We start from the raw sequence: 23,296 nt of genomic DNA, 5'->3' as shown, positions 1-23,296 counted from the left end.
GGGCGACGACCTTGAGGCCGCGCTTGAGCAGGCCGGGGATGACGCTGGCGTAGCTGGAGGCGTCGGCGAAGGCGCCGTGGACCAGGACGACGGTCGGCTGCGGGGAACGGGACATGATCGACTCGATTCTCTTGCTCAGTACGAGGTGCCGGGTACGAGGTGCCAAGGCGCTGCTGCCGAACAACGTGATGCCTGGGACCTGAGGGAAAAACTAGGACGGACCGGAAGCCGAGACTTTGCTCTGCGCGCCCTGCTGGTGGTCTCTGCGCGCCGGAGCCGGAAGGCCGCCCCGGCCCTTTGGGCGGCCTCGGCGCCCTCGTGCGCTCGAAGTCCGGGGACGGTGCACGCACGGGCAACTTGACGTCCCGCCGTCTACCTAGCCTGGCCGTCCTCTGGCCCACCGAGTTGAGGAGTGCCGTGGCCAAGCGGAGCATTGCGGAGCAGTACGTCGACCTACTGGCCGGCGCCGGTGTGGAGCGCATGTACGGAGTGGTGGGGGACAGCCTCAACCCCGTGGTCGACGCCGTACGGCGGCATTCCGGGATCGAGTGGATCCAGGTACGCCACGAGGAGGTGGCCGCATTCGCCGCCGGTGCGGAAGCCCAGCTCACCGGGAAACTGGCGGCCTGCGCCGGTTCCTGCGGACCGGGCAACCTGCATCTGATCAACGGCCTGTACGACGCGCACCGGTCGATGGCCCCGGTGATCGCGCTGGCGGCGCAGATACCCAGTGGTGAGATCGGCACCGGGTACTTCCAGGAAACCCACCCGGACCGGCTGTTCGCGGAGTGCAGCCACTACTCCGAGTTGATCTCCTCGCCCCGCCAGATGCCGCGCGTGGCTCAGACCGCCATCCAGCACGCAGTGGGACGGCGCGGGGTGTCGGTGGTGGCGCTCTCCGGTGACGTGGCCGACCAGGACGCCCCGATCGGCGGCGCCGAACTGGCGATGCCGCTCGACCTGCCCGCCATCCGCCCGGCAGACCAGGAATTGGCTCGGCTGCGGGACCTGGTGGACGCCGCTGACAAGGTGACCCTCTTCTGCGGCCGGGGCGTGGCCGGCGCGCACGCCGAGGTCATGGCGTTCGCCGAGAAGGTCAAGTCGCCGGTGGGCCACGCCCTGCGCGGGAAGGAGCACATCCAGTACGACAACCCGTTCGACGTCGGCATGTCGGGTCTGCTCGGTTACGGCGCCGCCTATGAGGCGATGCACGAGACGGATCTGCTGATCCTTCTCGGCACCGACTTCCCGTACGAGAACTTCCTGCCACGCGGCGTGAAAACGGTGCAGGTCGACACCCAGCCCGAACGGCTGGGCAGGCGTACGCCCCTTGAGCTCGCCGTCTGGGGTGACGTGCGCGAGACACTGAGGTGTCTGACCCCCATGGTGCGGGAGAAGGAGTCCCGCCAGTTCCTCGACCGGATGCTCGACCGTCACGTCCACGCGCTGGAGAAGGCGGTCAACGCCTACACCCGCAACGTCGAGACGATGACTCCCATCCACCCCGAGTATGCGGCCTCGATCCTGGACGAGGAGGCCGCCGACGACGCCGTGTTCACCGTGGACACCGGCATGTGCTGTGTCTGGGCGGCGCGTTACCTGACCCCCAACGGCCGGCGCCGCATCCTCGGCTCTTTCGTGCACGGCTCGATGGCCAACGCCCTGCCGCAGGCGATCGGCGCGCAGTTCCTCGACCGGGGACGGCAGGTGGTGTCCCTCTCCGGTGACGGCGGCTTCTCCATGCTGATGGGCGACTTCCTCACCGCCGTGCAGTACGGCCTGCCGGTCAAGGTCGTGGTCTTCAACAACTCCTCGCTCGGCATGGTCGACCTGGAGATGATGGTCGACGGCCTGCCCCCGCACGGCACCTCCTACCCGCACACCAACTACGCGGACATCGCCACCGCGGCGGGCGCCCGCGGCATCCGCGTCGAGGCGCCGGCCGGCCTGCGCGGCGCCCTGCGGGAGGCGTTCGCCCACGACGGCCCGGCCCTGGTCGACGTCGTCACCGACCCCGCCGCCCTCGCCGTCCCACCGAAGCCCACCGTCGGCCAGATCAGCGGCTTCGCCCTCTCCGCCGGCCGCAGCGTCCTCACCGGCGGCGTCGGCCGCATGATCCACCTGGCCCGCGCCAATCTGCGCAACATCCCGCGCCCTTGACCACCGGAACCATCCGCCCCCCGAACGTCCGGAGAAAGAACGACCATGTCCAGAATCACCCCACGCACCAGCCGTGTCGCGCTGCTCGCCACGGCCCTGACGGCCGTCCTGGCCGTCACCGCGCCGTCGGCGGCAGCCGATCCGGGGACCACCGCCCGCTTCGTCGCCCACCTCGACATCGACGCGGGGCAGCGCCCGGAGAACATCGCCCTGGAGCCCGGCGGCGGCGCCGTCGTCACCTTCGCCTACAGCCGTCAGGTCGCCCGGATTGCCTCTGACGGCACGGTGCGCGTCCTCGCCACCCTGCCCGAGCCCCCGGCCGGCGCGGTCACCCCGGCCCTGTCCTCGCCGTTCCTCGGCGGCATCGTCCGGGCCCACGACGGCACCCTGTACTTCCTGTACGCCACCGGCAGCGCCGACCTCACCGGTCTGTGGCGGCTGCGCCCCGGCGGCGTCCCGCAGCGCATCGTCGCCCTTCCCGCTCAGGGCCTGCCCAACGGACTGGCCCTGGACGAGCGCGCGGGCGTGCTGTACGCGGCCGACTCCGTCCTCGGCGCGGTCTGGCGGATGCCGGTGACCGGCGGAACGGCCGTCCGGTGGGCCGACACCCCCGCCCTGGACGCGACCGGATTCCTCGGCGCCAACGGCGTCAAGCTGCACGACGGCGCGGTGTGGGTCAGCAACCTCGACCAGGGCACCGTCCTGAGCATCCCGGTCACCCGGCGGGGCGCCGCCGGCCCGGTCCGCACCCGGGCCACCGGTCTCACCGACATCGACGACTTCGCGTTCACCGGGCAGGGGGACACCCTGCTGGCCGCCGTCAACGCGGACAACGAGATCGCCCGCGTCCGGCCCGACGGCAGCCACCAGGTGGTCCTCACCGGCGCCGACGGCCTGCAGAACCCGACCTCGCTCGCCGTCCGCGGCCACACCGCCTACATCGCCAGCGGCGCGTACTTCACCAACGAGGACCCCAACCTCCTGGCGGTCCGTTTCGGGGAGACCGGACGATGAGCGACTTCGACCCCGCGGACTTCGCGATCGTGCCGGCCCGCACCTTTGAAGACCTCCGCGTCGGCGAGGTCTTCCGCGCGCCCAGCCGCACCCTCACCGACGCCCACGCCGCCGCCTTCCAGACGGTCTCCGCCGACAACCACCCCATCCACTACGACACCGAGTTCGCCCGCCGGCACGGCCACACCGCCCCCGTGGTGCACGGCCTGCAGGTGCTCGCCTTCACCGCCCCGGGCGCCACCCTCTTCCCGCACCACATCGGCGAAGTGTTCGTCAGCTTCCTCGAACTGTCCTGCGCCTTCCTGGGCGAGGTGCACGCCGGGGACACCCTCTATCCGGCCCTGACGATCACGGCCCTGGAACCGCGCGGCGAGGACGGCGTCGTCACCACCGCCGCCACCGTGCACAACCAGTGTGGGGAACTCGTCCTGTCCGGGCAGCACAAGTACCTGCTGCGACGCGCCTGACCGGTTCCGCGCCCATGCGTGAAGGGGCACGCCTCGACGGCGAGGTGTGCCCCTTCGGCCAATGCTTCTGCCTGGTCGAACATGTTTCGCTGTGATGTCAAGCAGAAACCTCGACGTGTCGCGGTCGGGTCATGAAAAGTTCACCTGCCGCACATGGCGAGTGCACTCTCCGCGGCAGGCCGGCTGGCCCGGCGCCACGACGTCACCGTGGAGCTGCGGCACTCGCCGTACGGCGGGGTCACCGCGGTCGTCCTCCTGCCGCACAAGCTGCTGGAGGAGCTGTGGCCGGAGACCGGCCGCGAGTCCGCACCCCAGCGGGCCGAGGAGTCCGGCCCGAACCACCCCGTCCGCCACCCCGCCCAGCCGGTCCCCGGCCCGCAGAACGGCGCGACGCGCGGCGCACTGCCCGGCGCCCCGCCCCACGCCCGGCCCTCCGTCACCGCCACGGCCGTCCTGTCCGACCAGGCGCCCGCCGGGCACCCGCCCGCGGAGCCCGACCTCACCGACGGGCTGCCCCGGCGCGTCCGGCAGGCGAGCCTCGCCCCGCAGTTCCAGCCCTCCGCGCCCCCCGCGACCGGCGCACTCTTCGACCGCATGACACCGGCCGCCCGCTCCATCCAGCGCCTCTCCGCGCCGCCGCCGACCCCGGCGGCCTCGCCGTGCTGACGCCCGAGGGCGCCGACATCGGCGTGGTGGCGTACGAGATGGCCCGGCTGGTCACCCGGGTCGGCCAGTACCTGGCCGTCGAGGACCGCGGCGACGCGCGAGAGCCCGCCGAGCGCCTGCCGCGGTGACCGGCGGCGAATGGACGGGGGACGGCAGCGTCTCCCTGGTGCGGCCGTACGCCATGGTGCGCGGGCGCACCCACGTGCGGCACAACGTGTTCGACCTGGCCGCCTTCGTGGTGAGCCTGGTCGTCACCCTCCGCACGTACCAGGACGTCATGCCCGAGCACCAGCAGCTGGTGGACCTGTGCCGCCGGCCCGTCTCCGTGGGCGAGCTGGTGGCGCACGTGGGCCTCCCGCTGGGGGTGGTCCGGGTGCTGCTCGGCGACCTGCTGGACATGGGGGTCATCCGGGTCGGCGGCGAGGACTGGCCGAGCGGCCGGCCCAGCACCGACCTGATCAGGGAAGTACTCGCCGGCCTGCACGCCCTGTGAACACGGGGCCGGACGGCGACACCGACGGAAGCACGCACGCGTCGCGGACGGGAAGACAGTGGCACTGAGACGAGCACGAGGGGCGCAGGGCGCGCCGCGTGAGCACGACGACGACCTACCGCGCGGGGTCAAGATCCTGGTGGCCGGCGGGTTCGGCACCGGAAAGACCACCCTGGTCTCCGCCATCAGTGAGATCGCCTCCTTCCACACCGAGGAGAACCTCACGAGGTCCAGCATCGGCATCGACGACACCACGGACCTGCACCGCAAGTCCCACACCACGGTCGCCATGGACTTCGGCCGGATCACCCTGCACGAGAGGCTGAGCGTCTTCCTGTTCGGCACCCCCGGACAGGACCGGTTCTGGTTCATGTGGGACGAGCTGGCGGCGGGAGCCCTGTGCGCGGTGGTCCTCGCCGATACCCGCCGCCTGGACGTCTCCTTCGCGGCGATCGACTACTTCGAGCGGCACGGTCTGCCGTTCGTGGTCGCGGTCAACGAGTTCGAGGGCGCGCGTGTGTACCCCGCGGAGACCGTCCGCGCCGCCCTGGACCTCGCCCCGGGCGTCCCCCTGGTGTCCTGCGACGCCCGCCACCGCCCGTCCGTGAAGCAGGCGTTGATCGCCGCCGTCACCCACGCCCTCGCCGTCGAGGAGGCGGCCGGCGGACCTCTTCCCCTGTCCGCCGCCTCACCGCGCTGAGCGGCCGACCGGCAGAGAGACACGCACAGGCAAGGCGCCATCGACGGGTTCCGCTACGACTCGCCATCCCCGTCGCCGCCTACCTGATGACCTGCCTCGGCTCGGCCCCGGGGTTGCGCTGGGTGGGCCGCACCGGGCGCCACGCCTCGGGCCGCCGAGTCGCCCGGCCGGCACGGGCCGGGCCTGCCTGGACCGCGGCATCCGGACGATGCACTTCATCGTCATGTTCGGCCCGGTGCTGCCCGGCGGCGACGAGAAGACCCCGGCGCGCGCGAAACCCCGGGGCGGGCCCACGCCGGCCGCTGACCGTCCCGCTTGCCCGACCGTGAGCCGCCGCTGCCCCTTCGGGCGGTCTTCACTCCGTACGGCCGTCCCGGCCCGGCCCCCCGCCTACGGTGTGCCTGACACCGGCGGCGCCCCGCCGCGGCTGTGCACCTTCCCCTCCGAGCGCGAAGGCATCAGGGCGATGAGCGGAACCCGGCACGCACCCCACCTGGCCATCCAGTCCGGACCCGGCTCCCGGGCAATGGCCCGCGACCGCCAACGCCTGTGGCACACCGCCGGCGAGCCCTATCGCCGGGCTGTCGCGGATCTCGTGCGAAACGGTCTGCCGGGGGTGCGGGGACTCGACGCTGACCTGCCGTACGAGCGGCTGTGCGCGGCCGCCGACCTGGCCGCCGTACGGCTCTGTTTGGCGCGGTGGGAACCAGGAGCGCAGCGGGATCCTCGCGACGACGGCACACCCGACCGGCGCGCCCTCGCCCGCTGCGTGACCTCGGGACTGAGGCGGCTGCTCCCGTACCAGGGGGCCGCCGCCGCACCGGACGAGGCGCTCGACCGGTACCGGGAGAATCGGTCCTTCACCGAAGAGGGCCTGTGGGCCGTGTCGACGGCCGCCGGCCTCGGACCGGACGGCGGCGTCCTCGTCCACTCGCTGACGGGACGTCACACCGCCCCCCTCGACCCGCGCTCCCCGCACCGGCTGCTCTTTCTGCCCGGCACGCGCTTTCGGGTGCTGAGGGTGACCTCGGGAGACCGCCCTGTCGCACTGGTACGGGAACTGCGCCCCGATGAACCGGCCGTGTACGCGCACCCGGACGCCGCCCCGCCCGGTGTCGCCGCACGGGACGAGGACGCGGCCGCTGCACTCGACCGGATGCTCGAAGCACCAGCTCAGACCCCCCGGGCGCGGGCCGGTAAACCGTAGGGTTGCCCCTATGGCCCGGCGGCGGCAGCGGTGTGCATGCTGGGAACATGTCCATCAATATCGTCGTCGTCGACGACGACCCGGGGTTCCGCCGCATCGCCACCACGCTGCTGACGTCGCGGGGGCTGACGGTCGTGGCGGAGTCCGGGGACGGCTTCTCCGCCCTCGCCGCCGTCCGCGCCCACCGCCCGCACGGCCTGCTGCTCGACCTGCACCTGCCCGACCTGGACGGCTTCACCGTGGCCCGCCGCCTGACCGCCGGCGAGGAACGGCCCCGGGTCGTGCTGACCTCCACGGACGCGCAGGTCTGGTCCCGGGAGGAATTGGACAGAGCGGGCGTCGAGTGCTTCGTCGCCAAGGACCACCTCTTTGACGCCGACCTGCGAGGCCTGTTCGCCCCCAGCGCCGACTGACACCCCCACCGTCACGGCCCCCCGCACGCTGCGGCGCCCCGCTACTGTCCCAGGTAGCGCAGCACCGCCAGCACCCGCCGGTGCCCGCCCGACGCGGCCTGGTGCAGTCCCAGCTTGGCGAAGATGCCGGTCACATGACGCTCCACGGCCGCGACGCTCACGAAGAGCTGCTCGGCGATGCCCGTGTTGGAGTGCCCCTCGGCCATCAGCGCCAGCACCTGATGCTCCTTCGGCGTCAGCGCGGCCAGCGGGTCCTCGGGACGCTTGCGGCCCAGCAGCGCCGCGATGACGTCCGGGTCGAGCGCGGAGTCCCGGGCCACCACCCGCTCGACGGCGTCGATGACGATCTGCGGGCTGGCCACCTTCTCCTTCAGCAGGTAGCCCACCCCGCTCGGATCGTCCCCGACCAGGTCCAGGGCGTAGGAGGCGTCGAGGAACTGGGACAGGACGACGACGGCGGTCTCCGGACGCGCGGCGCGGATCTCCCGCACAGCAGCCAGCCCGTCCGCCTCCAGCCGGGGCGGCATCCGGATGTCGGTGATCACTACGTCGGGGCGGTGCTCCTCGGCGGCCCGCACCAGGTCCACCGCGTTGTCGACGGCCGCGACCACCTCGATGCCGGCCTTGCGAAGGATGATCGCGATGCCTTCACGCACGATCGGCTGGTCCTCGCCCAGCACCGCCCGCAGGGGTTGGCTCATCCGGCCATCCTATCGTCGGTCCGATCGGGGCCCCGTCGTCGCCGGCCCGCGCGGGGCGCATGTGGGGTGGACCCTACATGCGCCTGGGGAAGCCCCCAGAAGAAGCGAGGGGACGCACGACAGACCTGGCGTGCCGCCGCGACCGAGACTGAGTGCCGTGACCGGGTCCCCGGCGCGCCGACCGGCGCGGCGGGCCCGGAGGGTCGGACGGGAACGGGACATGGCGCTGCCACAGGCACTCGGCGAGGCGACCGGCCAGGGGCTGGGACGGTCCCCTGCCCGGGCGGTCCTGCTGGCCGGCGCCTCCGTCTCGGCCTTCACGGGGGCCACCCTGCTCCTCGCGCACGTCCGGACGGTCGCCGCCGCCGGCGCGCTGCTCGGCGTCCACCTGACCGCGCAGGGCGTGCTCCAACTCCTCGCGGTACGCGGTTCCCGGGCGCCGCGCACGGTCCGCGCGCTGCTCTCCTGCGGCGGGCTCGCCGCCTGCGTGCTGGGGCTCCTCGTGCTGCACGGCCCGGCCGACACCGTGTTCCTGCTCGGCCTGTGGACGGGCTGCGGCTGGCTGCTGCGCGGGCTCACCCTGGCCGTCTCGGGTACCTCGCCGGCGGTGAGCGGCTTCCTCGCCCGCGACGACCTGCTGACCGCGGTGATCGTGTCGGCGGGGCTGCTGATGACCGCGTTCCCCTACGCGTCCCCGGAGCAGCTCGCCGACGTCGGCGGCCTCGTCCTGATCGCCGTGGGCACCGCCGAGGCCGCCACCGCCCTACGCCGCACCCCCCGCGCCTGCCGCGTCATCGACTGACCGGCCCGCATCCGGGCCACCCACCGCACCCCAAGGAGACGACCGTGCACACCAGTCACCTCTCGCTGGAGATCACCTACCGTGCGACGCCCGCCCTGGCTGTGACCCTGAACTGCCGGCTCTCCTACCGGACGGACGACCCGCTTGCCGTCACCCTGGTCCTCGACACCGACGGCGAACGCCCCGTGCGGTGGGTCTTCGGCCGGGACCTGCTGGCCGAGGGCATGACCTGCGCGTCCGGCGGCGGCGAGGTGACGCTCTGGCCGGCGCCCGGCGACGAGGAGGGACCGTCCGTCCTCTGCCTGCGGGTCGGCGACGCCCGCACCGCGCTGTTCGAGCTGCCCGTCGCCCCGGTCGCCGATTGGCTGGCCGACACTTACGCGCTGGTGCCTGCGGGCTCCGAACTGGACGGCACCGACTGGGACCTGCTGCTGGAGCCGGCCGAGTGACTCACGGCGCCTCGGGCGCGGGGGAGCGCGGCAGGGGGATTCGGATGAGCAGGGTGGTGCCGCCGCCGGGCGGGGAGTCGATGGCCAGCTTCCCGTCCAAGGCCGCCACCCGGTCGGCGAGCCCGGTCATCCCGCTGCCCGCGCTGGCCCGGCCCACGCCGCCGACACCGTCGTCGGCGACCTGGATCCGCAGCACCTCGCCGAACTCGATCCGGACGTCGATCCGGGAGGCCTGGGCGTGCTTGACCGCGTTGGTCACGGCCTCCGCGACCACGAAGTACGCGTTCGACTCGACCGTCGAGGAGATCCGGCGCTCGTCCACCGCCTCGACGACCGTGGCCACCGGGCACCGCGACGCCAGTTCCCGGACCGCCGGGACCAGGCCCTTCACCGTCAGCACCAACGGGTAGATCCCCGAGGCCAGCTCCCGCAGCTCGTCGATGGCGGTCTGGGCGTTGTCGATCGACTGGTCCAGCAGGTCGAGCGTCGCGGTCTCGGTCGCGGGCGTCAGCTCCCGCACGAGCCGCAGCCCGATCATCAGGCTCACCAGCCGCTGCTGGGCGCCGTCGTGCAGGTCCCGCGCGGTGCGCCGGTGCACGGCCTGCGTGCTCTCCATGATCCGCCGACGGCTGTCCTGGAGGGAGGCGGCCATGTTGTTGAAGGACGTGCCCAGCGTGCCGATCTCCGCCACCCTGCTGGGCGTGATCCGCACGCTCAGGTCACCGCCGGCCAGCTCCCGCGCCGCGGCCGCCGCCTCCCGCACGGGCCGCACCACCGCCCGGTGCTGGAGCACCGTGAAGCCCGTCACCAGCGCGATCGACACGGCGAGGCCAAGGGCGGCGGCCAGCACCGCCTGGTGGCTGTTGGCCCCGGCAGCGTCCGTACGCCGCGCCAACTGCGCCCGCTCGTTATCGGTGTACTGGTCGAACAGGGCCCGCAGCGTGTCGACTCGCTCCTTGCCCTCGGCCGTGCGCGCGAGGTCCACGGTGGCCGGCTCGCCCCGCCGGACCGCGTCCACCAGCGGCACCGAGTAGTCGTCGAGGAAGGACCGCACCCCGTCCGCGATCCGCTCGGCGGCCCGCCGCTGTTCCCGGGATGTGGTGTTCTCCATGAACCGCCGGGTCTGCCCGGGCAGTTCCGCGCGGGCCCGGGTCCACGGCTGGAGGAACTCCTCGCGCCGGGTGATGAGGTAGCCGCGCTGGCCCGTCTCCAGGTCGACGAGGAGCAGCTCCATGGCGCCGGCCTGCACCAGGGCGCTGCGGGAGGCGCGGCGTGCCGAGATGGAGTCGTCCGCGTCGGTGATCGCCCACAGCAGCAGGGCGAAGCCGCCCCCGATCAGCAGAGCCAGCAGGCTGCTCGCGGCGACCGTCACGCTGGTGAGCCCCGGTCTTCGGTCTCTCCGGTCCTGCCCCGCGTCGTCCATGTTCCGCCTGTCGGTGATCAAAAAGTGGGTCCCCACGAGTGTGCCGGGACCCGGTGGCCGACAGAAGGCACGGCGACGGACTGTGCCCGCACGGTCAACTCCTCGTCCTTGTCCGACCAGGAGCCGACCGCGCGGGCACCGTCCGTAACGCGTCCGCTACTTCACCGACCCCGCCATCACGCCCTGCACGAAGTGCCGCTGGAAGGCGAAGAAGACCACCAGCGGCACCACCAGCGACAGGAACGCGCCGGGCGCCAGGACGTCGATGTTGCTGCCGAACTGGCGGATCTGCGACTGCAGCGCCACCGTCAGCGGCTGCGATGAGCTGTTGGCGAACAGCAGCGCCACCAGCATGTCGTTCCACACCCACAGGAACTGGAAGATGGCCAGCGAGGCGATGGCCGGCTTGCCCACCGGCAGCACGAGCTGGGCGAAGATCCGCCACTCGCCGCCGCCGTCCATCCGAGCCGCCTCCAGCATCTCCTTGGGCAGCTCGGCGAAGTAGTTCCGCAGCAGGAACACCGCGAACGGCAGCCCGTAGGCGACGTGGAACAGGATCACGCCGGGGATGGTGCCGAACAGGCCGAGCCGGCCGAAGAGCTTGGCGACCGGTAGCAGACCGATCTGCACCGGCACCACCAGCAGCGCCACCACGACCAGGAAGACCGCGTCGCGGCCCGGGAACTCCAGCCACGCGAAGGCGTACCCGGCGAGCGCCGCGACGACGACGACCAGCACCGTGGTCGGCACCGAGATCAGCACCGTGTTCCACAGTGCCTGGGTCATGCCGGAGTTCTCCAGCAGCGCCGAGTAGTTGTCGAAGGAGAGCTGCCCGGGACTGGAGATAGCCGTCCACCAGCCGCCCTTCGCGCTGTCCTGGGAGGAGCGCAGCGACGACAGGAACAGACCGGCCAGCGGGGTCAGCCAGACCAGGCCCACCAGGACGAGGAAGCCCTGCACGAGCCCCTTGCCCATCAGGCGGCGTACGGCGGTCATCGCTGGCTCCTTCGGAAACGGCGGACGTTGAACACCATGGCCGGGACCACCAGCAGCAACAGCAGGACGCCCAGCGCGCTGCCCAGCCCCTGGTCGTTGCCGCCGCCGAAGGACACCAGCCACATCTGCGTCGCGAGCACGGTGGCGTCCTCCTGCACCGGGCCCGGCGCGATGATGTAGACGAGGTCGAAGACTTTCATCACGTTGATGACGAGGGTCACGAACACCACGGTGAGCACAGGCGCGAGCAGCGGGACGGTGATCCGGCGGAAGATCTGCCACTCGTTCGCGCCGTCCATCCGCGCCGCCTCCAGAGCGTCCCGCGGCAGCGTGGCGAGGCCCGCGCCGATCAGCACCATCGCGAAGCCGGTCCAGATCCACAGGTACGCCCCGATGATGGCCGGGGTGACGAGGGCCGGCCCGAGCCAGGACACCCCGTCGTAGGGCTGCGTGAAGTTGGCGGCGGGCACCGTCACGGTGTACGTGCCCGGATCGAGGCCGGTGAAGGCGAAGGAGCCGTCCGCGGCGGTGGAGGTGGTAGCGGCCGTCCGGCCGTCCCTCACCGCCTCCACGGTCATGCCGGGCAGGCCGCTCTCCTTGCCGTCGACCTTCCCGGGTGCGCCCTTGCCACCGGGCACGAAGTCCAGGTAGGCGACGCCACGCAGCTCGCCGGGTCCGGCGGTGCGGGTGGCGGCCTCGCCGGCCGGTTCCGCGTCGCCGGGCAGGTCCTTGGGCAGGACGCCCACGAAGGGGAGGGTCACCGTGTCGCCGGGGGAGACGGTCTTCGCGGTGCGGTACGAGCCGTCGTCGGCGTGGGTGAGGCCCTGGCCGTCGCGGGCCCGGGCGGTCGGGTAGGGGGAGGTGCCCGCGAAGGCGTCGTGCACGGCGACGGCCGCCGCGTTGAGGACGCCCTTGTCGGGGTCCTCGTCGTAGGCGAGCCGGAAGATGATTCCGGCGGCGAGGAAGGAGACCGCCATGGGCAGGAACAGCAACGTCTTGAAGGCGGTGGCCCAGCGGACCTTCTCCACCAGCACCGCCAGGATGAGCCCGAGGCCGGTGAGCAGCACCGGGGCGACCACGATCCAGACGACCGTGTTGCGGATGGCCTTCAGGGTCGCCGGTTCCCGCACCATCTCGGTGTAGTTGTCGATGCCCACGAACCGGTTGCCGGAGGCGTCGAAGAAGCTCCGGCCGACGGAGAACAGCACGGGGTAGACGACGAGTGCGCCCAGTAGGAGCAGCGCCGGCAGCACGAAGAGCACGGCGATGCCCCGGGTCCGGCGCCGGGACCGTTCGCGGGGGAGGGGCCCGGTCCGCGGCGAGGCCGGGGTCGGCGCGTCCTTGACGAGGGTGTCGGTCATGACCCGTCAGTCCTTGTAGGCCTTGGCGGCGGCCTGCTCCAGCGCGGCGGCGGTGGCCTTCGGGTCGGACGGGTCGCGCAGGAAGTCCTGGAGGAGCTTCCACTCGCCGGTTCCCTTGGTGCCGCCGAAGGCCGCCGGGGCCTGGTCGGACATGTCGAAGCGGACGGTGTCGCCCGCGTCCACCAGCGACTTCGCGGTGGCCCGGGTGACCTCGTCGGCGTACGCCTGAAGGTCCACCTGCTTGTTGGGGGAGAGGAACCCGCCCTCGCCGGCCCACACCTCGGCCGCCTCCGGGGTGGCCAGGTACTCCACCAGCGCCATGCCCGCGTCGCGGTGCTTGCCGTCCTTCAGGACGACCGCCGCGTCACCACCGCTGATCACCGGTGCCGGGCCGCCGTCCACGGACGGGAAGGGGAAGACGTCCGCGTCCTTGCCGACGGTCCGGTCGTACTGGTCCCTGGCGACGCCGGCGACGAAGTCGCCCTCGTAGACCATGCCGGCCTCGGGCTCGGGCCCGAACACCTTCTCCACCGAGCCGGGGAAGTCGGTGTTCAGGGCGCCCTTCTGCCCGCCGGCGATGAGCTGCTTGTCCTTGAACAGTGTGCCGAGGGTGGTGAGCGCCTTCACCACGCTCGCGTCGGTCCACTGCAGCTCGTGCGCGGCGAGCGCGTCGTACTTCTCGGGCCCGGCCTGCGAGAGGTAGATGTTCTCGAACCAGTCGGTGAGGGTCCAGCCGTCCTGCCCGGCGACCGCGAATGCGGTGAGCCCGGAGTCGGAGACGGTGTGCCCGGCCTCCAGCATTTCGTCCCAGGTGGTGGGCGCCTCCACGCCGGCCTGCGCGAGGGTCTCGGGGTCGTACCAGACCGTCGACTTGTGCGCGACCTTGAAGTACAGGCCGTACAGCGTGCCGTCGACGCTGCCGTACTCCTTCCACACGTTCGCGAACCCGGCGTCGACGTTCTTCGTCACCCCGGCGCCGAGCGGCTGGAGCCAGTCGGCCTTCGCGAACTGCTGCAACACCCCGACCTGGGGGACCAACACCACGTCGGGGGCGTCGCCGCCCTCGATCTTGCTGCCGACGACCGTGGAGACGTTGTCGCCGGTGGAGACGAACTCGGTCTTGGCACCGGTCTTCTCGGTGAAGGCGTCCAGCACCTTCTGGAAGTTCTCCTGCTCGCTGCCGGACCAGACGCCGGCGACGGTGACCGTCTGGCCGTCCAGGCTCTTGTCGCCGCCGCCCGCGGCGACCGGTTCGCCGCTGCCGCCGCAGGCGGTCGCGGCGAGCGCGAGGACGAGGGAGGTACAGCCCATGAGGAGGGTGGAGCGTCGCATCATCGTCGATGGCCTTTCCATAGGGGATGGTCGGAGGTGGTGCGTCAGTCGAGGGAGGCGCCGTCGGTGATCCACCAGGCGGCGGTCGAGCCGGCGAGCACGCCGGGCGGGCAGGGGCCGCTGGTCAGCAGCGGCGCCCCGGGGACCGGGGCGGGCGCGGGGGCGGTGCCGAAGTTGACGGCGCAGACCAGGCCGTCGCCGCGGGCGAAGGCGAGGATGCCCGGCGGGGTGTCCAGCCAGCGCAGCGTCCCGTCGCCCAACTGGGGCAGTCCCGCGCGCAGTTGCAGACCGTCGCGGTACAGGTGCCAGAACGAGCGGGTGTCGGCGAGCGCCCGGTCGGTGGCGTGCTCGGCGAACCACTCGGGCTGCGGCAGCCACGGCTTGACGCCGGCCGTGTCGGGGGTGAAACCGAACGGTGACGCCTGCCCCGACCAGGGCAGCGGCACCCGGCAGCCGTCCCGGATCCGTGCCCGGCTGCCGGTGCGGCGGAAGATCGGGTCGGTGAGCACGTCGTCGGGCAGGTCGACGACCTCCGGCAGGCCCAGCTCCTCGCCCTGGTAGATGTACGCGGCGCCGGGCAGCGCCAGCATCAGCAGCGCCGCCGCGCGGGCCCGGGCGGCGCCCAGCCCGCTGCCCTCGGGGGCGGGTTCGCCGTAGCGGGTGACGGTGCGGACCTGGTCATGGTTGTTGAGGACCCAGGTGACGGTGGACCCGGTGCCGGCGATGTCCTGCATCGCCTCGGAGATCACCTTGCGGAAGGCGTCCACGTCCCAGGGGGCGCTCAGCAGGTCGAAGAAGAACGCCTGGTGCAGCTCGTCGGGGCGGACGTACCGGGCGTGTTCGCGGGCGGTGGGCACCGACACCTCCCCGACCAGCAGGCGCTCCCGGCCGTCGCGGGCGGTGTACTCCTCGCAGACCGCGCGCCAGTGCCGCCACACGCCGTGCACCTCGGGCTGGTTCCAGGCGAGCGGGTTGACCGAGTCACGGGTACGCGCGTCGGCCTCCGGGTCGGGGGAGTCCGGCAGTTCGGGGTGCTTGAACAGCCCGGCGGCGACGTCGATGCGGAAGCCGTCGACGCCCCGGTCCAGCCAGAAGCGCAGCACCTCGTCGAAGTGGGCGGGGACCTCGGGGTTGCGCCAGTTCCAGTCGGGCTGCTCGGGCGTGAACATGTGCAGGTACCACTGGCCGGGTCGGCCGTCGGCCTCGGTGACCCGGCTCCAGGCCGGGCCGCCGAACATGGCGTGCCAGTTGTTCGGCGGTTCGGAGCCGTCGGGGCCCCGGCCGTCGGCGAAGTGGAACCGGGCGCGGGCGGCGCTGCCCGGAGGCGAGGCGAGCGCCTCCTGGAACCACGGGTGTGCGCTGGAGCAGTGGTTCGGGACGATGTCCAGCAGTACCCGGATTCCGAACCGCCGGGCGGCCGAGGCCAGCAGGTCGAACTCGGCGAGGTCGCCGAAGACCGGGTCGACATCGCGGTAGTCGGCGACGTCGTAGCCGTGGTCGTGCTGCGGCGAGGGGTAGAACGGGCTCAGCCAGATGCCGTCGACCCCGAGCTTCTTGAGGTACGGCAGTCCGGCCCGGACGCCGGCCAGGTCGCCGATGCCGTCGCCCGTGCTGTCGAGGAAGCTGCGGACGTACACCTGGTAGATCACCGCGTCGCGCCACCAGTGACGCGGGTCTTGTGTCTGAGAAATCACCCCAGTGGCCTGTCTGTGAGGCGGAGTTGTTATGCATGCATGTTAGGTAGCGATGACGAGAGTGTGTCAATGACTTGACGAGAAGGCTGCCCTCGAAGACGGTGAGCAAATACGGAGAAAACGACACAAGAAGGGCGTGGCGGGCCTGAGGGCCTATGCCTAACGTGTAACTAGGACGTGAGCGCGGTCAGTTCCGCGCGCAGTCGCCGCACCGCCGCCTCCGGGGAGAGCCGCCCGGTCAGCGCGTCCTGCGTGACCGCCTGCACGACCAGGCTGACCTGGTCGTAGCGCGGGCTCTTGGGGCGCGGGGCGGCCGACATGACGGCGTCCCGCAGCACCGGCAGGTACGGGAACCGCCGCACCAGCTCCGGGTCCTCGTACAACGCGGCGCGCACCGGAGGCAGCGCCCCCCGGGTGAGCACCTGGCGCTGCACCGGCTCGCTCGTCAGGTACGCGATCAGCCGCTGCGCCGAGTCGGGGTGCCGGGCGTGCGCGGCCACGGCCAGGTTGGAGCCGCCGAGCACACTGGTGCCCGGCCCGCCCGGACCCGGCAACCGCACGACGCCCACGTCGCCGGCGACCGCGGAACCCGGGGACTCGGCGGCGACGTACGCGTAGGGCCAGTTGCGCAGGAAGAGCAGCCGCCCCTCCTCGAAGGCGCGCTTGGACTCCTCCTCCGTGTACGACAGGGCCTCGCGCGGGATCCAGCCCTCGCGCACCCCCCGGGCGAGGAACCCGATGCCCTCCCGGGCGGCCGGGGAGTCCACGGTGACCCGCCCGCCGTCGTCGGCGAGGATCGTGCCGCCCGCCGAGTACACCGCCTCGACGGTGTTCACCGTCAGCCCCTCGTACGGCAGCAACTGCCCCGCGTAACCGTCGAGTCCGTACTCCGGTGCGACGGTCTCCGCGGCCCGCTCCAGCTCCGCCCAGGTGCGCGGCGCGGGCAGCCCCGAGCGGTCCAGGACGTCCTTGCGGTACAGCAGCAGGCCCGCGTTGGTGACGTACGGCACCGCGTACAGCCGGTCCCGGTACGTGGCGGTCCCGATGACCGGCCGCAGGAAGCCGTCCAGTGGGAACCGCACCCGCGACAGCGGCCGGATCCACCCGGCGGCGGCGAACTGCGAGGTCCAGTCCACGTCGATGTTGAGCACGTCGAACCGGCCGCCGCCCGCGCCCCGCAGGTCGGTCTCCATCTGCGCGCGGGTCTCGTCGGCGGAGTCCGGCAGCTCGACCAGGGTCACCCTCTCCCGGGGGTGGCTGCGGTTCCAGTCCGCCAGCAGCGGACCCAGGTATCCGGTCAGGTCACCGGCGGTCGCCAGGGTCAGCGGACCCCGGTCCGAGCCGGCCTCGCCCGCCCGCGCGCCGGCGCCGGCATACCCGGACAGGAGCACCGCCAGGACGAGCAGACCCCTGCCGGCGGCGCGCGTCCACTTCATGCGCCCCTCCCGCTCGACAGCACCGGGCCCCTTCGCCACGGCGGCACCTGCATGTATACCTGTTAGGCATGCGCGATACTAGGGGCCACGGCCCGGCGGCACACCGGCGCACCCGCCCGCGGTCGCCCGGCTCACCGGACCCGACACGGAGACGAGGTGGGGAGCGCAAGTGCGGCTGCCTCTCCTGGCCCTGCTGGCCCAGGGCCCTGCCCACGGCTACGAGCTGAAGCAGGATCTTGAACAACTGCTGGGCTCGGCATACCCTCAGCCGAACATCGGCCAGGTCTACGTCACCCTCGGTCGCCTGGAGAAGTCCGGGCTCATCGACGGCGAGGAAGTCGAGCAGTCCGGCCGGCCCAACAAGAAGACGTACCACCTCACCGACGCGGGCCGCGAGGCGGTGCGGGCCTGGTACGAGGAGACCTCGGAGGAACCCCGGGTCCGGGACGAGTTCTTCATGAAACTGGCCCTCGCCCCGCGCACCGGACTCGCCGACCAGATCGCCCTGATCAACAAGCAGCGGCGGCAGTACCTGAACACCATGCGCTCGCTGTCGAAACTCGCCGCCGCCGAGGACCGCGACAACCGCATCTCCCAGCTCCTGATCGAGGGCGCCATGCTGCACCTGCAGGCCGACCTCGACTGGCTGGAGCGGTGCCAGGAGGAATTGGAGAGACCCCAGTGAGCGAGGACCCCGTTCCCCTCCTGCACGCCGAGGGCCTGGTCAAAACCCACCACGGGCAGGGCGCACCCGCGCACGCCGTCCGCGGGGTCGACCTCACCGTGCGGCGCGGCGAGTTCGTCGCCGTCACCGGACCCTCCGGCGCGGGCAAGTCGACACTGCTGCACCTGCTCGCCGGGCTTCAGCGGCCCGACGCCGGCCGCATAACCCTCGACGGCGAGTGCACCGAGTCGTACGACGAGGCCCGCTGGGCGGTGGAGCGCCGCACCCGCATCGGCCTCGTCTTCCAGTTCTTCAACCTCGTCTCCGACCTCAGCGTCGCCGACAACGTCGAACTCCCCGCCCTGCTCGCCGGCGCCCCGGCCCGCCGGGCCCGCGCCCGCCGCGCCGAACTCCTCACCGAGCTCGGCCTGGACGGCAAGGAACGCAACATGCCGGGCGAGCTGTCCGGCGGCGAACAACAGCGCGTCGCCCTCGCCCGCGCCCTGGTCAACCAGCCCGATCTGCTCCTCGCCGACGAACCCGCCGGCAGCCTCGACAGCCGTGGCACCCGCGAGGTCACCCGGCTGCTGACCCGCTTCCACGCCCGCGGCCAGACCATCGTCCTCGTCACCCACGACGCCCGGCTCGCCAGCGCCGCGGACCGCGTCATCAGCTTCTTCGACGGACGGATCGCCGACGACGCCGCCCTCGGCGCCCGCCCGCTGCGCGCCCCCGGCGCCTCCGGCGTACTCGAGCTGAGGGACTGACGCGCAATGGACCATCGGGACGCCGTCCGGCTGGACGGCACGGGCGAGAGAGGACGGTGACCGGAATGCGGGCCATCCTGCGCTGGGCGAGGGCCGACTTTCAGCGGCACCGGCTCCAGGCACTGCTCCACGTCCTCGCCACGGCGGGCATCGTCGCCTCCCTGCTGCTGGCCACCGCCCTGTTCGCGTACGCCACCAACCCGTGGCAGCGGGCCTTCACCCGGTCCCACGGCGCCCACGTCACGCTGCACACCGGCGCCGCGGCCGACACCCGCAGACTGGCCGCCCTCGACGGCATCGACGCCGTCGCCGGCCCCTACCCCACGGAGTCGGTGACCCTCGCCGGCCACGGCGTCCGCGCCTCCGCCGAACTGCGCGGCACCCCCGCTCCGCCCACGGTGGGCCGCCCCCTGCTCACCGCCGGCCGCTGGCCGGACGCCGGCCGGCCCGACGACGTGGTCCTGGAGACCGGCCTCGCCCGTGCCCTCCTCGCCGGCCCCGGCGACACCCTCACCCTGCCCGGCACCGTCCGCACCCTCACCGTCGCCGGCGTCGCCGAGAGCGCCGAACCCCGTTACGCCCCCGGCGAGCGCCCCGGCCTGGTCTGGGCCCTGCCCGGCGCGCTGCGCGCCCCCGACGGCCAGGTCACCGGCCTGCGGCTGACCGATCCTGACGCCACCGACTACGCCGTCCAGCGGGCGGTCACCGTCCTCGGGGCCGGCGCGGTGGACGAGGTCACCACCTGGCAGCAGGCCCGCTCCCGCGCCCAGGGCGACGACCGGCTCTCCGGCCAGGTGCTGGGGCTGTTCGGACTCGCCGCGCTGGTCGCCGCCTGCTTCGCCGTGCACGGCGCGATCGGCACCCGCGTCCGCGGCCACCTGCGCGACATCGCCGTGCTCAAGGCGATCGGCTTCACGCCCGGGCAGGTCGTCGGCGTCTTCGTCCTCCAACACCTCGCCCACGCCGTGCTGGGCGGCGCCGGCGCGGCCCTGCTCGTCGCCGGGCTGGGCACCCGGCTGCCCGGCCGCCTCGGTGAGTCCGTCGCCATCTGGCAGGGGTTGCCCTCGTACGCGGCCGGACTGCTCGCCGTCGTCGCGGGCGCCGTGCTGTTCATCGGCGTGGCCACCGCCCGCGCCGCTTGGCGGGCCGGCCGCGCCCCCGCCGTACCCGCCACCCAGCAGACCGCCCGTCCCGGGGCCGCCCTCTTCCCGCTGATCGGCACCGCGCTCGGCCGGGGACTGCCGCCCGCTCTGTTCCTCGGAGCCCACCGCGTGGCCGCCCGCCCCGCCCGCTCCCTGGCCACCCTCGCCCGGCTCGCCCTGCCTCTGCTGCTGATCGTCGTCGCGATGAGCGCCTGGACCACCCTCGACCGCCTCCACGACCACCCCGAACAGGCCGGCCGCGCCACCGCCCTCCGCCTACAGGGCGACGGCCTCGACGACACCGAGGTCCGGGCCCTGCTCGCGCGCGACCCGCGCGTCACCGCCGTCTACCCCGGCGTCGAGGTCAGCGCCCTGGTGCCCGGTCAGACCGCCACCATCGCCCTGCGCGGCACCGGCACCCGCCAGGCCCCCTACCCGTACGCCCTCGCCGAGGGACGCCCGCCGCGCGGACCCCACGAGGCGGTCGCCGGACAGGGCTTCCTCGACCTGCTCCAGGTCCGCGTCGGCGACTGGGTGCGGATGACCGTCGGCGCCCGCCCGCAGATCCTGCACATCGTCGGCCGCGCCATCGAACCGGAGAACTCCGGCCGGGTCGTCTCCACCGCCCTGGACAACCTCCGCGTCGACGACACCGCACCCCACCCCACCCGCTACGACCTGCGGCTCGCCCCGGGCGCCGACGCCGCCGAGGTCGCCGCCCACCTCGGCGACCTCGCCCCCGGCCGCCTCGACGTGCACACCGTCGCCAACCCCGCCGACGGCCTTTCCCCGCTGCGGCAGGCCATCGCCGGACTGATCGCCGTCCTCGCCTTCATCGGGTTGGTCGAACTCCTCACGACCATCGGCGCCGGGGTCCGCGAGGGCCGCCAGGACGTCCTCGCCCTCCAGGCGCTCGGCCTGTCGCCCCGTCAGGTCATCGCCACGAGCGCCGTCTCCGTGCTGTGCGTGTGCCTGACCGCCGTCGGCATCGCCCTCGCGGCGGGACCGCCGCTCGCCCGCCGGCTGATCGACGCCCAGGGACGCTCCACAGGCGTCGGCGCCGGCATCGCCCACCTCCCCGCGGCCGGACTGCTCGCCGCGTTCGCGGTGACCGCGGTGACCGGAGCCGCCGTCCTCGCCACACTCACCGCCGCCCGTATGGTGCGTCGCCATCGAGCCGATCCGGTGCGCTGAGTGCGTGTCGCACAGCGCAGGTTTTGTTCGACAGTGCACGGCTTCTGATTGATAGTGCATGGCCAGGCGGCTTTCAGGGAGGTCTCGCTCCGCGAGCTGTGATGATCGGAGTCGAGTGAGAGAGCGCGTCGTCCACGCCCCGATCGACCCGGCCCGGGACACGGGCCTCTGTCGGGACTCGCGCTCGTTCCGCGCGTAGCCGCGCCCTCGACAAGGAGTCCCATGTCTGCTGACAAAGATGAAGTGCGTCCCGTCCCGCGGGTCGTCGTACAGGCCGACGACCTCCTCACGCGGGACGGGACCGCCGCCTTCCTCGAAGCGGACGGCCGAGTCACGCTGTTGCCGACCGAGGAGGTCGCCGAGGCCGACGTCCTGATCGTGCTGACGGCCGTGGTGAGCGGCAAGACCCTGTCCATGATGAGCCGCGCCAGTCAGGACTCCGGCGGCCGCATACGGATCGTCCTGGTCGCGGACAACATCTCCGAACAGCAGCTTGCCCTCGCCGTCAACCACGGCCTGGTGAGCTTCCTGGTCCGCCCCTACACCAGCTTCAGTCAGATCCTCGCGGCGGCCGTCGAGGCCCACCACGGGCGTGCGGTGCTGCCTCCGGTGCTGATGAACATGCTGCTCGACCGGATGCGCACCATGCAGCGCACCGAGAGCCACTCCGGTCTGCTGCCGGTGGAGCTGTCCCAGCGCGAGGTCGACGTGCTGCAGCTCCTCGCGGAGGGCATGGACACCGTGGAGATCGCCACCAAGCTCAGCTACTCGGAACGCCTCATCAAGAGCGTCATCCAGGCCGTCATCAAACGGCTCGAACTGCGCAACCGCACCCACGCCGTCGCCTACGCCATCCGCATGGGCATCCTCTGACCCGGAACCGGTGGCGAGAAGGGTACGAGTGATGGCCGTTGGTGCACGTCCCTCCCGCTCGGCCCGTCCCACGACCGGGGCATCCCTAGGCTTCCCGCGAAGGCGTCGACCTGTGAGCGATCACCGATCCGTTCCATCGGGAAAGGCATGGAGATGAACCACCGCGAGCCGCAGGCCGGCCTCTCTGACGAGTTCGCCGGGGCGTCGGGCGGGCGGGCGGTCTGGGAGAGCGAGCTGCCCTGGGACTTCCCGCTGGACGATTTCGCGGTCGGCGAGCCCCTCGCCGCGGCCGCGGGACAGACCCCTGGCGGTGGACACGGTGCTCACCAGACAGCCGGTCCCTACGCGGCCCACTCCGCGGACGCCTACGCCGCCCCGCCCGCCGGGCCCGACAGCGGCGCCGGCCACGGCGCAGCCGCCGGACCGGGCCGGACCGCCGCCCTCCCGGCCGCCGCCCCGGCGTACGACGCCGAGCCGGCGACACCGGACGCCGAGGACCACGAACTCCCGCAGACGCCGCGCGACACCGGCCGACGCCCCCGGGGCCGACGCCCCCACGGCGCCGCCGACGAGCGCCGTCCCTCCCGCGGCCACCTCGCCAAGCCCCTGCTGGCCGGGGCCGGCGTCCTCAGCGCCCTGTTCCTGCTCGCCCCGCACCTCCTCAACGACGACGCCCCCTCCCAGACCGTCCAGGCCGGAGCGGAGGACGTCGAACCCGACTTCGCGCCCGCCATCGGCAGCCCCGGCGGCGCCACCGCCTCCCCGCGCCCGGAGTCCCCCGAGGCGGCGCGCAAGGACGGCACCACCGCCGGCCAGGACCGCATCGCCGAGGTCGCGGCCACCGCCCCCACCCAGTCCGGACGGCCCATCGCCGCCATGTCCGAGCCCAGCGCCGAAGCCAGCCGCACCGCCGGAGGAACCAGCACTGCCGAGCCCGCGACGCCTCGCGCCAGTACGACCCAGCCCAGCACTCCGCAGGAGCACTACACCAGCAAGACCGTCTACGGCACCAGCGTGCTCCAGCAGGGGCAGAGCTGGTCGACCAACCGGGTCTTCCTGGGTTTCCAGGGCGACGGCAACCTCGTGCTCTACAACCAGCAGGGCACCCCACTGTGGTGGTCGGGCACCGTCGGACAGGGCGCTGTGAAGGCCGTCTTCCAGGCCGATGGCAACCTCGCCCTCTACGCCGGTGACGGCCGGACCGTGTGGTCCACGCACACCGAGGGCCACGACGGCGCCCGCCTGGTGCTCCGCGCCGACGGCAACATGGTGATCGAGTACGGCGGCACCGTGATCTGGTCCAGCGGGACCGCGATGTAACACCGCACCACCTCGCGAAGGC

22 protein-coding genes and 2 pseudogenes are annotated in these 23,296 nt (G+C 72.7%); 16 read left to right on the top strand and 8 right to left on the bottom strand.

The window, feature by feature from the left end:
* Positions 1–115: pseudogene (locus IEZ05_RS35490) on the bottom strand (alpha/beta hydrolase); the annotation flags it as partial.
* Between the two features lie 302 nt (positions 116–417).
* Between IEZ05_RS35490 and IEZ05_RS35485 the strand changes: the two are divergent.
* The 9 genes and pseudogenes from IEZ05_RS35485 to IEZ05_RS35445 all read left to right on the top strand — a co-directional run bounded on the left by IEZ05_RS35485 (position 418) and on the right by IEZ05_RS35445 (position 7,120).
* Positions 418–2,160, top strand: a complete 1,743-nt coding sequence (locus tag IEZ05_RS35485; protein WP_189234449.1) for a pyruvate dehydrogenase — start codon at positions 418–420, stop codon at positions 2,158–2,160.
* Between the two features lie 45 nt (positions 2,161–2,205).
* Complete coding sequence (locus tag IEZ05_RS35480) at positions 2,206–3,174, top strand: hypothetical protein (protein WP_189234448.1); 969 nt, start codon at positions 2,206–2,208, stop codon at positions 3,172–3,174.
* Positions 3,171–3,641 carry a MaoC family dehydratase gene (locus IEZ05_RS35475; protein WP_189234447.1) on the top strand — a complete coding sequence of 157 codons (471 nt, stop codon included), beginning with the start codon at positions 3,171–3,173 and terminating at the stop codon, positions 3,639–3,641. Before IEZ05_RS35480 ends, IEZ05_RS35475 begins: the two co-directional genes overlap by 4 nt.
* A gap of 153 nt (positions 3,642–3,794) precedes the next feature.
* On the top strand, positions 3,795–4,307 hold the full coding sequence (locus IEZ05_RS35470; RefSeq protein WP_189234452.1) for a hypothetical protein: 513 nt from the start codon (positions 3,795–3,797) through the stop codon (positions 4,305–4,307).
* Positions 4,274–4,435, top strand: a pseudogene (locus IEZ05_RS35465) (roadblock/LC7 domain-containing protein); the annotation flags it as partial. The gene IEZ05_RS35470 and the pseudogene IEZ05_RS35465, both read left to right, overlap by 34 nt.
* Positions 4,432–4,800 carry a DUF742 domain-containing protein gene (locus IEZ05_RS35460; protein WP_189234446.1) on the top strand — a complete coding sequence of 123 codons (369 nt, stop codon included), beginning with the start codon at positions 4,432–4,434 and terminating at the stop codon, positions 4,798–4,800. The pseudogene IEZ05_RS35465 and the gene IEZ05_RS35460, both read left to right, overlap by 4 nt.
* A gap of 58 nt (positions 4,801–4,858) precedes the next feature.
* Complete coding sequence (locus tag IEZ05_RS35455; RefSeq protein WP_373298914.1) at positions 4,859–5,500, top strand: GTP-binding protein; 642 nt, start codon at positions 4,859–4,861, stop codon at positions 5,498–5,500.
* A 466-nt stretch (positions 5,501–5,966) separates the two neighbouring features.
* Positions 5,967–6,707, top strand: coding sequence for a hypothetical protein (locus IEZ05_RS35450; protein WP_189234445.1), 741 nt, complete (start codon positions 5,967–5,969; stop codon positions 6,705–6,707).
* Positions 6,708–6,754: 47 nt separating this feature from the next.
* Entirely contained in the window at positions 6,755–7,120 is a 366-nt protein-coding gene (locus IEZ05_RS35445) for a response regulator (RefSeq protein WP_189234444.1), read from the top strand.
* Positions 7,121–7,161: 41 nt separating this feature from the next.
* Here the strand turns inward: IEZ05_RS35445 and IEZ05_RS35440 are convergent, their stop codons facing one another.
* Positions 7,162–7,821 (bottom strand): response regulator transcription factor, encoded by a 660-nt coding sequence (locus tag IEZ05_RS35440; RefSeq protein ID WP_189234443.1) that lies wholly within the window; start codon positions 7,819–7,821, stop codon positions 7,162–7,164.
* 220 nt (positions 7,822–8,041) lie between these two features.
* Between IEZ05_RS35440 and IEZ05_RS35435 the strand changes: the two genes are divergently transcribed.
* Both IEZ05_RS35435 and IEZ05_RS35430 read left to right on the top strand, forming a co-directional pair.
* Positions 8,042–8,623 (top strand): hypothetical protein, encoded by a 582-nt coding sequence (locus IEZ05_RS35435; RefSeq protein ID WP_229870003.1) that lies wholly within the window; start codon positions 8,042–8,044, stop codon positions 8,621–8,623.
* A gap of 44 nt (positions 8,624–8,667) precedes the next feature.
* A complete protein-coding gene (locus IEZ05_RS35430; protein ID WP_189234442.1) occupies positions 8,668–9,072 on the top strand; it encodes an SsgA family sporulation/cell division regulator in 405 nt (134 codons plus the stop codon).
* Position 9,073: 1 nt separating this feature from the next.
* Here the strand turns inward: IEZ05_RS35430 and IEZ05_RS35425 are convergent, their stop codons facing one another.
* The 6 genes from IEZ05_RS35425 to IEZ05_RS35400 all read right to left on the bottom strand — a co-directional run bounded on the left by IEZ05_RS35425 (position 9,074) and on the right by IEZ05_RS35400 (position 17,314).
* A complete protein-coding gene (locus IEZ05_RS35425) occupies positions 9,074–10,444 on the bottom strand; it encodes a sensor histidine kinase (RefSeq protein WP_229870002.1) in 1,371 nt (456 codons plus the stop codon).
* 207 nt (positions 10,445–10,651) lie between these two features.
* Positions 10,652–11,491 carry a carbohydrate ABC transporter permease gene (locus tag IEZ05_RS35420; RefSeq protein WP_189234440.1) on the bottom strand — a complete coding sequence of 280 codons (840 nt, stop codon included), beginning with the start codon at positions 11,489–11,491 and terminating at the stop codon, positions 10,652–10,654.
* The gene (locus IEZ05_RS35415) at positions 11,488–12,852 is read right to left on the bottom strand and encodes an ABC transporter permease (protein ID WP_189234439.1); all 1,365 of its coding nucleotides are present in this window, start codon (positions 12,850–12,852) and stop codon (positions 11,488–11,490) included. The genes IEZ05_RS35420 and IEZ05_RS35415 overlap by 4 nt, the downstream gene beginning before the upstream one ends.
* A gap of 6 nt (positions 12,853–12,858) precedes the next feature.
* Positions 12,859–14,187 carry an ABC transporter substrate-binding protein gene (locus IEZ05_RS35410; protein ID WP_189234438.1) on the bottom strand — a complete coding sequence of 443 codons (1,329 nt, stop codon included), beginning with the start codon at positions 14,185–14,187 and terminating at the stop codon, positions 12,859–12,861.
* 41 nt (positions 14,188–14,228) lie between these two features.
* Complete coding sequence (locus IEZ05_RS35405) at positions 14,229–15,878, bottom strand: glycoside hydrolase family 13 protein (RefSeq protein WP_189234437.1); 1,650 nt, start codon at positions 15,876–15,878, stop codon at positions 14,229–14,231.
* 170 nt (positions 15,879–16,048) lie between these two features.
* A complete protein-coding gene (locus IEZ05_RS35400) occupies positions 16,049–17,314 on the bottom strand; it encodes an ABC transporter substrate-binding protein (protein WP_189234436.1) in 1,266 nt (421 codons plus the stop codon).
* 169 nt (positions 17,315–17,483) lie between these two features.
* Between IEZ05_RS35400 and IEZ05_RS35395 the strand changes: the two genes are divergently transcribed.
* The 5 genes from IEZ05_RS35395 (at position 17,484) to IEZ05_RS35375 (ending at position 23,274) form a co-directional block, all read left to right on the top strand.
* On the top strand, positions 17,484–17,999 hold the full coding sequence (locus IEZ05_RS35395) for a PadR family transcriptional regulator (protein WP_189234435.1): 516 nt from the start codon (positions 17,484–17,486) through the stop codon (positions 17,997–17,999).
* Positions 17,996–18,745, top strand: coding sequence for an ABC transporter ATP-binding protein (locus IEZ05_RS35390; RefSeq protein WP_189234434.1), 750 nt, complete (start codon positions 17,996–17,998; stop codon positions 18,743–18,745). The genes IEZ05_RS35395 and IEZ05_RS35390 overlap by 4 nt, the downstream gene beginning before the upstream one ends.
* A gap of 65 nt (positions 18,746–18,810) precedes the next feature.
* Positions 18,811–21,081, top strand: coding sequence for an ABC transporter permease (locus IEZ05_RS35385; RefSeq protein ID WP_189234433.1), 2,271 nt, complete (start codon positions 18,811–18,813; stop codon positions 21,079–21,081).
* 222 nt (positions 21,082–21,303) lie between these two features.
* Complete coding sequence (locus IEZ05_RS35380) at positions 21,304–21,954, top strand: helix-turn-helix transcriptional regulator (RefSeq protein WP_189234432.1); 651 nt, start codon at positions 21,304–21,306, stop codon at positions 21,952–21,954.
* A gap of 147 nt (positions 21,955–22,101) precedes the next feature.
* Positions 22,102–23,274, top strand: coding sequence for a hypothetical protein (locus IEZ05_RS35375; protein ID WP_189234431.1), 1,173 nt, complete (start codon positions 22,102–22,104; stop codon positions 23,272–23,274).
* Positions 23,275–23,296: the final 22 nt, after the last annotated feature.

The organism is Streptomyces flaveolus, assembly GCF_014648815.1.
GTDB lineage: Bacteria > Actinomycetota > Actinomycetes > Streptomycetales > Streptomycetaceae > Streptomyces > Streptomyces flaveolus.
The sequence above is the reverse complement of the archived record's forward strand: the minus strand, read 5'-3'. Positions and strand labels throughout refer to the sequence as shown.

Bases quoted from the DNA above. Each gene is read 5' to 3' on its own strand.
- IEZ05_RS35380 (WP_189234432.1), top strand. From the start codon at position 21,304: ATGTCTGCTGACAAAGATGAAGTGCGTCCCGTCCCGCGGGTCGTCGTA.
- IEZ05_RS35385 (WP_189234433.1), top strand. From the start codon at position 18,811: ATGCGGGCCATCCTGCGCTGGGCGAGGGCCGACTTTCAGCGGCACCGG.
- IEZ05_RS35375 (WP_189234431.1), top strand. From the start codon at position 22,102: ATGGAGATGAACCACCGCGAGCCGCAGGCCGGCCTCTCTGACGAGTTC.
- IEZ05_RS35435 (WP_229870003.1), top strand. From the start codon at position 8,042: ATGGCGCTGCCACAGGCACTCGGCGAGGCGACCGGCCAGGGGCTGGGA.
- IEZ05_RS35410 (WP_189234438.1), bottom strand. From the start codon at position 14,187: ATGATGCGACGCTCCACCCTCCTCATGGGCTGTACCTCCCTCGTCCTC.
- IEZ05_RS35400 (WP_189234436.1), bottom strand. From the start codon at position 17,314: ATGAAGTGGACGCGCGCCGCCGGCAGGGGTCTGCTCGTCCTGGCGGTG.
- IEZ05_RS35470 (WP_189234452.1), top strand. From the start codon at position 3,795: ATGGCGAGTGCACTCTCCGCGGCAGGCCGGCTGGCCCGGCGCCACGAC.
- IEZ05_RS35480 (WP_189234448.1), top strand. From the start codon at position 2,206: ATGTCCAGAATCACCCCACGCACCAGCCGTGTCGCGCTGCTCGCCACG.
- IEZ05_RS35420 (WP_189234440.1), bottom strand. From the start codon at position 11,491: ATGACCGCCGTACGCCGCCTGATGGGCAAGGGGCTCGTGCAGGGCTTC.
- IEZ05_RS35415 (WP_189234439.1), bottom strand. From the start codon at position 12,852: ATGACCGACACCCTCGTCAAGGACGCGCCGACCCCGGCCTCGCCGCGG.
- IEZ05_RS35450 (WP_189234445.1), top strand. From the start codon at position 5,967: ATGAGCGGAACCCGGCACGCACCCCACCTGGCCATCCAGTCCGGACCC.
- IEZ05_RS35445 (WP_189234444.1), top strand. From the start codon at position 6,755: ATGTCCATCAATATCGTCGTCGTCGACGACGACCCGGGGTTCCGCCGC.
- IEZ05_RS35475 (WP_189234447.1), top strand. From the start codon at position 3,171: ATGAGCGACTTCGACCCCGCGGACTTCGCGATCGTGCCGGCCCGCACC.
- IEZ05_RS35440 (WP_189234443.1), bottom strand. From the start codon at position 7,821: ATGAGCCAACCCCTGCGGGCGGTGCTGGGCGAGGACCAGCCGATCGTG.